Origin of the sequence: Nonomuraea terrae (genome assembly GCF_004348995.1) — a bacterium.
Classification (GTDB): Bacteria; Actinomycetota; Actinomycetes; order Streptosporangiales; family Streptosporangiaceae; genus Nonomuraea; species Nonomuraea terrae.
The window spans coordinates 42,639-53,190 of record NZ_SMKQ01000036.1; the positions used below are offsets into that span (position 1 = coordinate 42,639).

General features: G+C 71.2%; 9 protein-coding genes. 6 read left to right on the plus strand and 3 right to left on the minus strand.

Annotation, left to right across the window (positions count from 1 at the left end; translation table 11 throughout):
- The first annotated feature begins 73 nt into the window (after nucleotides 1-73).
- Nucleotides 74-976 (plus strand): lactonase family protein, encoded by a 903-nt coding sequence (locus E1286_RS15145; RefSeq protein ID WP_132612884.1) that lies wholly within the window; start codon nucleotides 74-76, stop codon nucleotides 974-976.
- On the opposite strand, the gene E1286_RS15150 is transcribed toward E1286_RS15145, so the two are convergent.
- Nucleotides 969-2,441, minus strand: coding sequence for an FGGY family carbohydrate kinase (locus tag E1286_RS15150; protein ID WP_132612886.1), 1,473 nt, complete (start codon nucleotides 2,439-2,441; stop codon nucleotides 969-971). The genes E1286_RS15145 and E1286_RS15150 overlap by 8 nt on opposite strands.
- Before the next feature lie 131 nt (nucleotides 2,442-2,572).
- On the opposite strand from E1286_RS15150, the gene E1286_RS15155 reads away from it, so the two are divergent.
- Nucleotides 2,573-3,598, plus strand: a complete 1,026-nt coding sequence (locus E1286_RS15155) for a 6-phosphofructokinase (protein WP_132612888.1) — start codon at nucleotides 2,573-2,575, stop codon at nucleotides 3,596-3,598.
- Between the two features lie 130 nt (nucleotides 3,599-3,728).
- On the opposite strand, the gene E1286_RS15160 is transcribed toward E1286_RS15155, so the two are convergent.
- Entirely contained in the window at nucleotides 3,729-4,583 is an 855-nt protein-coding gene (locus E1286_RS15160; RefSeq protein ID WP_165969740.1) for an MHYT domain-containing protein, read from the minus strand.
- A 217-nt stretch (nucleotides 4,584-4,800) separates the two neighbouring features.
- On the opposite strand from E1286_RS15160, the gene thiI reads away from it, so the two are divergent.
- Nucleotides 4,801-5,997, plus strand: a complete 1,197-nt coding sequence (thiI, locus tag E1286_RS15165) for a tRNA uracil 4-sulfurtransferase ThiI (RefSeq protein ID WP_132612890.1) — start codon at nucleotides 4,801-4,803, stop codon at nucleotides 5,995-5,997.
- Between the two features lie 3 nt (nucleotides 5,998-6,000).
- Here thiI and aroF read toward each other — a convergent pair whose 3' ends face one another.
- Entirely contained in the window at nucleotides 6,001-7,032 is a 1,032-nt protein-coding gene (aroF, locus tag E1286_RS15170; RefSeq protein WP_132612892.1) for a 3-deoxy-7-phosphoheptulonate synthase, read from the minus strand.
- 239 nt (nucleotides 7,033-7,271) lie between these two features.
- Here aroF and E1286_RS15175 point away from each other — a divergent pair, with 239 nt between their 5' ends.
- From E1286_RS15175 to E1286_RS15185, 3 genes are all read left to right on the plus strand, one after another.
- Entirely contained in the window at nucleotides 7,272-7,883 is a 612-nt protein-coding gene (locus tag E1286_RS15175) for a sulfite oxidase-like oxidoreductase (protein ID WP_246074876.1), read from the plus strand.
- A gap of 55 nt (nucleotides 7,884-7,938) precedes the next feature.
- Nucleotides 7,939-9,090: a sensor histidine kinase gene (locus tag E1286_RS15180; RefSeq protein WP_132612896.1), complete on the plus strand. Its 1,152-nt coding sequence runs from the start codon at nucleotides 7,939-7,941 to the stop codon at nucleotides 9,088-9,090.
- Between the two features lie 69 nt (nucleotides 9,091-9,159).
- On the plus strand, nucleotides 9,160-9,900 hold the full coding sequence (locus E1286_RS15185; RefSeq protein WP_132612910.1) for a LytR/AlgR family response regulator transcription factor: 741 nt from the start codon (nucleotides 9,160-9,162) through the stop codon (nucleotides 9,898-9,900).
- Nucleotides 9,901-10,552 lie beyond the last annotated feature (652 nt).

Sequence of the window (10,552 nt, forward strand, 5' to 3'; positions counted from 1 at the left end):
GGCCCTGACCTCAGAGACATTTGACTCTGTCAACGAATTCATTGCTTCAGTCAACCATAGGAGGATCCCCGCTGTGAAGAGCGTGTTCATCGGCGGCTACGGCCCGGGCATCGTCATGATCGGCGGCGGCCTCACCAGAGTCGCCTCACCGTCGTTCCTGGCCGTCCATCCCACCCAGCGGGTGCTGTACGCCGTGGGGGAGCTCGAACGCGGCTGGCTCACCGCCTACGAGGTGGAGCGGAGTCCCGCGCCTCTGGACGAGCGGCCGAGCGAGGGCGACAGCCCTTGTCACGTCGCCGTGGACCCCGAGGGAGCGCTGCTGGCGGTGGCCAACTACGGCGACGGCACGGCCACCCTCTACCGGCTCGACGAGCGCGGCGCGTTCGCGGGCGATCCGATCGTGCTGCGTCACGAGGGCTCCGGCCCGAACGCCGAGCGCCAGGAGGGCCCCCACGCCCACCAGGCCGTCTTCCACGACGGCCTGCTGCACGTCTCCGACCTCGGCACCGACGAGATCCGCCGCTACCGCTACGACGGCACCCCGGTGGAGCCGATCAGGCTGTCGCCGGGCACCGGCCCGCGCCACTTCGCCTTCTCCGGCTCCCGCCTGTACGTCGCGGGCGAGCTCGACGGCTCGGTCACCCTCATCGACGGCGAGCGCCGCACGGTCGTCCACGCCAGCCGCCGCCCGGGCGAGAACGCCCCCTCGCACCTGCAGCTGGAGGGCGACCTCGTCTATGTCGCCAACCGCGGCCCCAACACCATCTCGGTGCTGCGCGCCGCCGACCTGTCGCCGGTGGGCGAGGTGCCCTCGGGCGGCGACTGGCCGCGCCACTTCGCCATCGACGGCGACCGCATGTACGTGGCCAACCAGCACTCCGACCAGGTGACCGTCTTCGCGCTGCGCGGCGGCCTCCCCGAGCCGACCGGGGAGGCGTACGACGTCGACAGCCCCGCCTGCGTGCTGATCAGCTGAGCGGCCGGGCGGCGGCCGTGGTCAGTCCCACCGCCGCCCGCCACCGCTTGTATCCGGCGTCGTCGGCCTGCTCGGGCTCGAAGCGCCGGTCGAGGTGCCAGGTCTGGCGCAGCTCGGCCTTCGACCCCCACACGCCGGCGCCCAGCCCCGCCAGGAACGCCGCCCCCAGCGCGGTCGTCTCCTGGATCGCCGGCCGCTCCACCGGTGTGCCGAGCTGGTCGGCCTGCAGCTGCATGAGCAGGTTGTTGACGCTGGCCCCGCCGTCGGCCTTGAGCACCGGCGCCGAGCCCGCGGTCATCGCCTCCACCACGTCGCGCACCTCGTACGCGATCGCCTCCAGGGTGGCCCTGACCAGGTGCGCCCGCGTCGTGCCGCGCGTGATGCCGGTGATCAGGCCGCGCGCGTCCGGCTCCCAGTGCGGGGCGCCCAGCCCGGTCAGCGCCGGTACGAACACCACGCCGCCGGTGTCGGGCACCGTGCGGGCCAGCGCCTCCGACTCCGCCGCGGTGCCGAGCACCCCGAGCCCGTCGCACAGCCACTGCACGGCCGCCCCGGTCACGAAGATCGACCCCTCCAGGGCGAACGTGCGCTCGCCGGACGGCGTCTGCCAGGCCACCGTGGTCAGCAGCCCCGACTCCGAGCGCGCGATCTCGCCGCCCAGGTTGGTCAGGACGAACGAGCCCGTGCCGTAGGTGCACTTCACGTCACCCACGTCGAAGCAGGTCTGCCCGAACAGCGCCGCCTGCTGGTCGCCGGCCACCCCGCTGATCGGCAGGTCGAGCCCCAGGAAGGCCCCCGGATCCGTACTCCCCAGCGGGCCGTAGTTGGGCACGATCTCCGGCAGGGCCGACTCCGGCACGCCGAACAGCTCGCACAGCTCCGGCTCCCAGGCGCCGGACTCCAGGCCGTACAGCAGCGTCCGGGAGGCGTTGGACGGGTCGGTCACGTGCCGCGCGCCCGCCGTCATCCGGGCGATCAGGTACGAATCCACCGTCCCTATCGCCACATTTCCGGACTCGACCCCTTCCCACAGCCCGGGGTCGTTCTCGGCCAGCCAGCTGAGTTTGGTCGCCGTGAAGTACGGGTCGAGCCGCAGCCCGGTCAGCTCCGATATGCGCGGTTCGTGGCCCGCCTCGCGCAGCCGTAGGCATTGCTCGGCCGTGCGGCGGTCCTGCCAGACGACGGCCCGGCGCGGCGCGGCCAGCGTCCGGCGGTCCCACAGCACCGCGGTCTCGCGCTGGTTGGTGATGCCGACGCAGGCCGGCGACGCCGCGGCGCCGCTCAGCGCGGCGGCGCAGGCCGCCAGCGTCGCCTGCCAGATGTCCTCGGGATTGTGCTCGACCCAGCCGGGCCGGGGGAAGTGCTGAGCGAACTCCTCGTATCCCTTGGTTTCGATATGTCCGTTATCGGTGACGACGACTGCTGTGACCCCCGTCGTCCCGGCGTCGATGGCCAGCACGCTCATCGATATTTCCTCCCGTTCGAGGTTCGGCCGGTGTGCCCTGGCGTTTGGTCTAGACCACTGGCTGTGATGGAGGGCACAATGCGAGTCTGTCATCAGCACTGGTTCGTGACCCTCATCGGGAGGAACCCGCCATGCGTATTGGAGTGCTCACCGGAGGCGGCGACTGCCCCGGGCTCAACGCCGTCATCAGGGCAGTGGTGCGTAAGGGGGTGAGCGTCCACGGCCACGAGTTCGTGGGTTTCCGTGACGGCTGGCGCGGCCCCCTCGAAGGCGACACGATGCCGCTCGACATCCAGGCCGTGCGGGGCATCCTGCCGCGTGGCGGCACGATCCTCGGCTCCTCCCGCACCAACCCCATCAAGATGGAGGGCGGCGTCGACCGGATCAAGGAGAACCTGTCAGCCGCCGGAGTGGACGCGCTGATCGCCATCGGCGGCGAGGACACCCTCGGCGTCGCCCGGCAGCTCTACGAACGCGACGTCAACGTCGTGGGCGTGCCCAAGACCATCGACAACGACCTGTCGGGCACCGACTACACCTTCGGCTTCGACACCGCCGTCAACATCGCGACGGAGGCCATCGACCGGCTGCACACCACGGCCGAGTCCCACCACCGGGCGCTCATCTGCGAGGTCATGGGCCGCCACGCCGGCTGGATCGCCCTGCACGCGGGCATGGCGGGCGGCGCCAACGTCATCCTCATCCCGGAGAAGCCGTTCGACATCGACCGGGTCTGCGAGTACGTCGAGTCGCGCTTCCGCACCCGTTACTCGCCGATCATCGTGGTCGCCGAGGGCGCCCATCCGATCGAGGGCCAGATGGAGCTGCAGGCCGGCACGCTCGACGCGTTCGGCCACGTACGGCTCGGCGGCATCGGCGAGGCGCTGGCCAAGGAGATCGAGAAGCGCACCGGCAAGGAGGCCCGCACCACGGTGCTCGGCCACATCCAGCGCGGCGGCACCCCGACGGCCTACGACCGCGTGCTGGCCACCCGGTTCGGGCTGCAGGCGATCGACGCGGCGCACGAGGGCGACTACGGCATCATGGTCGCGCTGCGCGGCACCGACATCGTCCGCGTCGGGCTCGACGAGGCCACCGCCGAGCTGAAGACCGTGCCGGTCTCGCGCTACGAGGAAGCCGAGGTGTTCTTCGGCTGAAAGCGGTTTGCAAGCGGCCGGCCGTACCCTCGGGCGCAGCGGTTCCTCCGCTGCATCCCCTCAGGGTACGGCCCGCGCCGCAGCGAGTCGGCGGCCCACCACACGCGTCGCGAGCCGTGCCCGGGGGAGGCTACCTCCGCCTCGGCGCCTGCTGCGCGGGGCGCGGGGCGGTGCCGTTGTAGAGCAGCTCCTGCTGGTGCTGGGTGGCGCGCCGGCGCAACTGCAGCTTGGCCACGAGCTCGGCGTCCTCCCGCTCCTCCTCCTCCGACGGCGACAGGATCACCATGAGCAGCATGGTCAGCGTGATCAGGCTGATCACGGTCATGAGCGGGACGAGGAAGTCCAGCGCGTCCGCCCCGCCGACCTCGCCGGGCTCGGGGTGCACGGCGACCTGCATGGCGTACATGCCGGTGTAGTGCATCCCGGCCACGGCCGCGCCCATGACGAGGGAGGCGGCGGTGATCCAGAGGGTCTTCTTGACGCGGAGGGTGAACCACAGCGCCACCGTGGCGGCCACCACGGCGATGCCCACCGAGGCGCCCACCAGCAGCCGGTCGTAGGAGACGTGGGCCGACATGTTCATCGCGTACATGCCCAGGTAGTGCATCGAGGCCACGCCGAGGCCGGTGAGCAGGCCCCCGCCGAGCAGCGACGGCAGGCGGCCCTGGCCGTACGAGACCAGCAGCAGACCGGTGCCGACGACCACGATGGCCACGACCGCGGAGGCCGCGGTGAGCCAGACGTCGTACTTGATCTGGGTGCCGTTCACCTGGAAACCCATCATCGCGATGAAGTGCATGACCCAGATGCCGGTGCCGCCGATGGAGACGGCGGCGCCGAGCAGCCAGCGCACCCGCGCGCCGCCGCGCGAGGCGTGGGCCTGCGCGGTGAGGCGCAGCCCGAGCATCGACCCGATGCAGGACATCACGTACGCCAGCACGGGCGTGAGCAGTCCGTAGGTGAAGTGATTCACAGCAGAGGTCATCGATCGGTTCCTTGCCTTAGGGGTCCGAGGATTCTGGCATCCGAGATGTCCCTTTCGCATGGATAACGCAACTATCTGTCAACTGGACTGTCCGAAAACATGAAGGTCGTTCACGCCTTCGACATGCGATCGAGCAGGTGCGGGGGGCGGACTAAACTCGATGCGTCGCGACGTTGCCATCTAGGCGCGCTTCTCCCCGTCTTCCGGAGGTTCCACCATGACGATGACCGCCCTGGGCGAGCCATGCGTTCTGCTCAAGCTGGGCGAGATCGTCCTCAAGGGCAAGAACCGCGAGCTGTTCGAACGCCGCCTGATCAGCAACATCCGCGAGGCGCTCCAGAGCGTTGACATCAAGGTCGACGTGCGCAAGCGGCACGGCGTGATCGCGATCTTCCTGCCGCAGGGCGCCACCGCCGAGCAGGCCGACGCCGTCGCGCGACGCGTCGCCGACGTGCCCGGCCTGGTCTGGATCCACCGCGCCTGGCGCGTCGCCAAAGACCCCGACAGCGTGCTGAAGGCCGCCGTCGAGCTGGTCGGCGAGAGCGAGGAGGTCAAGCGGGGCGCCCGCTTCGCCGTGCGGTCCCGCCGCCGCGACAAGCGCTTCCCGATGACCTCCAACGAGCTCGACCGCTTCGTCGGCGGCGCCATCAACGACGAGTACGGCCTGCCCGTCGACCTGTCCAAGCCCGAGCTGACGGTGTCCATCGAGGTCGACCGCGACGAGGTGTTCGTCTTCACCGGCGGCATCCCCGGCCAGGGCGGCCTGCCCGTCGGCAGCAGCGGCCGGGCGCTCGTGCTCATGTCGGGCGGTATCGACTCGCCGGTGGCCGCCTACCGGATGATGCGGCGCGGCCTCCACGTCGACTTCCTGCACTTCTCGGGCATCCCGTTCACCACGTCCGAGTCGATCTACAAGGCGTACGCGCTGGTCAGGAAGCTCGACCGGTTCCAGGGCCGGTCACGGCTGTGGGTGGTGCCGTTCGGCAAGGCCCAGCAGTCGATCCGCAACTCCGGCCAGGACCGCCTGGCCGTGATCGCGCAGCGGCGGCTCATGCTCAAGACGGCCGAGGAGGTCGCCCACCGCATCCACGCCGCCGCGCTGGTCACCGGCGACGCGCTCGGTCAGGTCTCCTCCCAGACCCTGGCCAACATCACCGCCCAGGACAACGCCGTCGAGCTGCCGATCCTGCGTCCGCTGGTCGGCTGGGACAAGACCGAGATCATGGCCGAGGCCCGGCGCATCGACACGCTCGCGATCTCGGAGCTGCCCGACGAAGACTGCTGCTCCCTGCTGGCGCCCAAGCGCGCCGAGACCCGGGCCAAGATCGAAGACCTGAAGCAGATCGAGCGGCGGCTCGACGCGGAGGAGCTCTGCGTCCAGCTCGCCGACTCGATCCAGGAGTACACGCTGTAGCCGTCACACGGTGAGGGCCGCGGCGGCGGTCTTGCCGAGCAGCGCCGGGAAGTCGTTCATCACCTGGGCCAGCTCGCCCAGGTCGGCGCCGACCAGGGCCTGCGGGCCGTCGCAGAGCGCCTGCTCAGGGTGCGGGTGCACGTCGATGATCACACCGTCGGCGCCCACCGCGACGGCCGCGCGGGTCAGCGGCAGCACCAGCTCGCGCCGGCCGCCCGAGTGCGACGGGTCGACGATCACCGGCAGGTGCGACAGCCGCTGGGCCACCGGCACCGCCGAGACGTCGAGCGTGTTGCGGGTGGCCGTCTCGAACGTCCTGATGCCACGCTCGCACAACACGATGTCGAGGTTGCCGCGCTGGGCGATGTACTCGGCGGCCATGAGCCACTCCTCGATCGTGGCGTTCATGCCGCGCTTGAGCATCACCGGGCGGCCCGCCGCGCCGACCGCCTGCAGCAGCGCGAAGTTCTGCATGTTGCGAGTGCCGACCTGCAGCATGTCGGCGTACGACGCCACCAGCTCGACGTCCTGGGCGTCCACGATCTCCGTCACGATCGGCAGGCCCGTCTCCTCACGCACGTCCGCGAGGATGCGCAGGCCCTTCTCGCCCAGCCCCTGGAACGCGTACGGCGACGTGCGGGGCTTGAACGCCCCGCCGCGCAGCAGCACCGCACCGGCGGCCTGCGCCATCCTGGCCGCCTCCAGCGTCTGCTGGTGGGTCTCCACCGCGCACGGCCCCGCGATCAGCGTCACGGTGTCGGGGCCGATCGGCACGCCTCCCACGTGGACGGTGGAGCGTTCCGGATGGTTCTCCCTGCTGACCAGCTTGTACGGCGTCGACACCCGCATCACGTCGCGCACCCCGCCCATACCGCGCAGGGCGGCCGGGTCGAGCTGCGTCACGTCGCCGACCAGGCCGACGATCGTACGGCGCACGCCCTTGCTCACGAACGCCTCGACACCCGCCGCCTGGACGACGTCCACGATCGACGCCAGATCCTCCGCGGTGGCCTCGGGCCCCATCACGATCACCATCTGCTGCTCTCTTCCTCGTCGGAAAGTCTCCAGGGAACGCGAAAGGCCCCGGGTCCTGGAGGACCCGGGGCCTTTCGTTCGCCTTGTCTGCTAGCGCAGCGTCAGGTGGCGAACGGACTCGGGTCCGTCGCCATACCAAAAAATGAACGCGGTGCGCATAGTGCGTTCATCGTAGCGCACCCAACCCGCTCGCGAACCACGCGAGGTCCGGTGGCAGGATGGCTCAAGATGCGAGACCGGTGAGGAGAGTGATCGTGGAGGAGTCGCGCCTGCCTCCAGGCCAGTACGTCCCACGCGGCCGGCCCGTGATCCACTACGGCAGGGTGCCGGCGTTCAAGCCCGACAGCTGGGATTTCCGCGTCTTCGGGGCCACCGCCTCGGGAGAGGAGCACCGCTTCACCTGGGACGAGTTCGCCGCCCTGCCGCGCGTCACGCGCATCGCCGACTTCCACTGCGTCACGAAGTTCTCCCTCATGGCCAACGAGTGGGGCGGCGTCTCCCCGGCCACGATCATGGCCGCCGCCCCGCCCGACCCCGGCGTGCGGCACGTGATGATCTGGGCCGAGTACGGCTACAGCGCCAACCTGCGCATGTCCGACTTCACCGCCCCCGGCACGCTGTTCGCCCTGGAGCTCGACGAGAAGCCGCTCAACCCCGACCGCGGCTTCCCCCTGCGGATCGTGGTGCCCCACCTGTACGCCTGGAAGAGCGTCAAATGGGTGCGTGGCATCGAATACCTGCTGGAAGACCGGCGGGGCTTCTGGGAGGAACGCGGCTACCACAACATCGGCGACCCCTGGCACGAGCAGCGCTACTCCTACCAGGAAGAACCGGGCGACGGCCCGGCCTGATCGCAACCGTACGTTTTCCCCCGGGCACGCAGCGTTCTTGGCTACGGTTGCCCGCATGCTGACCACCGCATGGGTGGCGCTGTCCCCCCTTGCCTTCCTGCTCGGTTACGTGGCCGCCCGGGCCCCGTGGCGCCGTCCCGCTCGCTCCGGGGAGCGTGGCGGGGGCGACGACGCGACGTCCGCCACCTATATGACCTTGCACGCCGCCGCGCTGGCCGCCCCCGCCCTGCGCGCCGGGCTCGACCGCGACTCCGCCCGCGGGGCCGTGCACCATCTGCGCGCCTTACTCGGCACCCGGGGCGTGGCGATCACCTCGGCGGAGGCCGCGCTGGCCTGGGACGGCCCCTGCACGGACGACGTCCTCGCCTACGCCAGGGTCACCGTGGCCGCCGGGAGCGCCCAGGTGTTCCCCGGCGAGCCGCACGGGGCGGTCGTGGTGCCGCTGACCGTGGACGGCGCGGTGGTCGGCACACTGGCCGCCTACCACGACGCGGTGAGCGCCGCGCTCGTGCGGGCCGTCGTGGAGCTCGGCCGCTGGGTGTCCGGTCAGCTGGAGCTGGCCGAGCTCGACGCCCTGCGGCGGCGCGCGGTGGAGGCCGAGATACGCGCCCTGCGCGCCCAGATCTCGCCGCACTTCGTCTACAACGCGCTCACCACGATCGCCTCGTTCGTCCGTACGAACCCCAAACGCGCCCGCGAGCTGCTGCTCGACTTCGCCGACTTCTCCCGGTACGCGCTGCGCCGGGCGCACGACTTCACCACGCTGGCCGACGAGCTCACCTGCGTCGACCGCTACCTCCTCCTGGAACGCGCCCGCTTCGGCGACAAGCTGCGCTTCAGCATGCAGGTGGCGCCCGAGGTGCTGCCCGTGCCGGTGCCGTTCCTCTGCCTGCAGCCGCTGGTCGAGAACGCCATCAAACACGGCATGCGCGGCCGGGGCGGCGGCGGCGAGGTGCGGGTCGTGGTCCGCGACGCCGGCCCCGAGGCGCACATCTCGGTGGAGGACGACGGTGCCGGTATGGACCCCGAGTGCGCGCGCCGCATGCTCGACGACGACCCCTCACGCGAGGGCAGCGGCATCGGGCTGGCCAACGTGGACCTGCGCATGCGCCAGATCTACGGCGACGCCTACGGGCTCGTCGTGGAGACGGCGCTGGGGGAGGGGACCAAGGTGCGGCTGCGCGTACCCAAGAGGCGATTCAGCTGAACGTGGCTGAATGATTACGCTACGCTTGCATGTCCCAGCCGGGCTTTGCTTTCATACGGCAGCGTGGACATGCTGAGAGTTCTGGCCGTGGACGACGAAGTTCCTGCTCTGGAGGAGCTCGCCTACCTGTTGCGTCAGGACGAGCGGATCGCGCACGTCACGACCGCGGCCGACGGCGTCACGGCCCTGCAGGACATGGTCCAGATGATCGGCTGCGGCGAGCGGCTCGACGGGGTGTTCCTCGACATCCGCATGCCCGGGCTCGACGGTCTCGACCTCGCCCGCCTGGTGGGCGGCTTCCCCTGCCCGCCCCGGCTGGTGTTCGTCACGGCGCACGAGGAGTGCGCGGTGCAGGCGTTCGAGCTGGAGGCGGTCGACTACCTCCTCAAGCCCGTCAGGGCCGAACGGCTGTCGGAGGCCGTACGCCGGCTGGAGGCCGCCGCCTGCCCCGCCCCCGAGCCGGGCCAGGACGACGTGATCCCGGTCGAGCTGGGCGGGCGCACGCGGTTCGTGCCGCAGCAGGCCGTCTGGTTCGCCGAGGCCAAGGGCGACTACGTGCGCCTGCACACCGTCGACGGCAGCTACCTCGTCCGCATGTCGCTGGCCGCGCTGGAACGCCGCTGGTCGGAGGCGGGGTTCCTGCGCATCCACCGCAGCACGCTCGTGTCGGCGCGGCACGTCAGCGAGCTCCGGTTCGAGGGCGGGCGCGTCAGCCTCACCGTCGGCACCGAAACCCTCCAGGTGAGCCGCCGCCACAGCCGCCAAGTCCGCGAACAGCTGGTCCGCCAACACCGCAACGCCCTCTCCTGACCTCTCCGGTACGCCTCCACCTCGCCGCTGACGCGCGCCCCCCGGCACCTCGATCCCGCGGGCCTCACCGCTGACGCGCCGCCCGGTAGCTTGATCCCGCGTGACTCCGCGATGCCGGCACCGCCCCGTCCGCCCAGCGACGGCCGCGCTCGACCACGCGCCTCCCCGCGTGGGGCGAACACCCGTAAGCGCCGCTCCCGCCCACCCGGCTACGCGCCTGTCCGCGGGGTGGCGATCCGGCGACACGCGCCAACCCGCCCGTGAGGGGTCCTCTGCGCGGCGACGGCTCGTGTGGCGGGCTTCCCGTGCGACTCGGCGCCCGACCGTCCGTGTACGGCCTTGTGGCGCGGCGATGCGGTCGCCCGGCCGGGCCGGGCTTGCCGCCGCCCGTCCGGCGAGCGTCGCGGGGCCCGTAGGGAGGGGATCCGCGCAGACTCCGCCTCGCCGTCGCAAGCGTGCCTTGTAGCGACCGGGTTGCGCGGCGACGTGGCTGCCTGTGTGGTGCGGCGTCCGCGTAACACCGCCCTGGTTGTGCACTGCGGGCCCGTGGCGCGCGGGTGGCGCCGCCGCGGGGTGTCAGGAAGGCCGTGCGGGGGGCGTGAGAAGGGGGTGTGCGGCGGGGCGGTGCAGGTTGGTGGCCGCTGTGGCTGTC

What these genes read in the sequence shown, in the direction of transcription:
- E1286_RS15150 (WP_132612886.1), bottom strand. Translation starts at nt 2,441, where the DNA reads ATGAGCGTGCTGGCCATCGACGCCGGGACGACGGGGGTCACAGCAGTC.
- E1286_RS15155 (WP_132612888.1), top strand. Translation starts at nt 2,573, where the DNA reads ATGCGTATTGGAGTGCTCACCGGAGGCGGCGACTGCCCCGGGCTCAAC.
- E1286_RS15160 (WP_165969740.1), bottom strand. Translation starts at nt 4,583, where the DNA reads ATGACCTCTGCTGTGAATCACTTCACCTACGGACTGCTCACGCCCGTG.
- thiI (WP_132612890.1), top strand. Translation starts at nt 4,801, where the DNA reads ATGACGATGACCGCCCTGGGCGAGCCATGCGTTCTGCTCAAGCTGGGC.
- aroF (WP_132612892.1), bottom strand. Translation starts at nt 7,032, where the DNA reads ATGGTGATCGTGATGGGGCCCGAGGCCACCGCGGAGGATCTGGCGTCG.
- E1286_RS15180 (WP_132612896.1), top strand. Translation starts at nt 7,939, where the DNA reads ATGCTGACCACCGCATGGGTGGCGCTGTCCCCCCTTGCCTTCCTGCTC.
- E1286_RS15185 (WP_132612910.1), top strand. Translation starts at nt 9,160, where the DNA reads ATGCTGAGAGTTCTGGCCGTGGACGACGAAGTTCCTGCTCTGGAGGAG.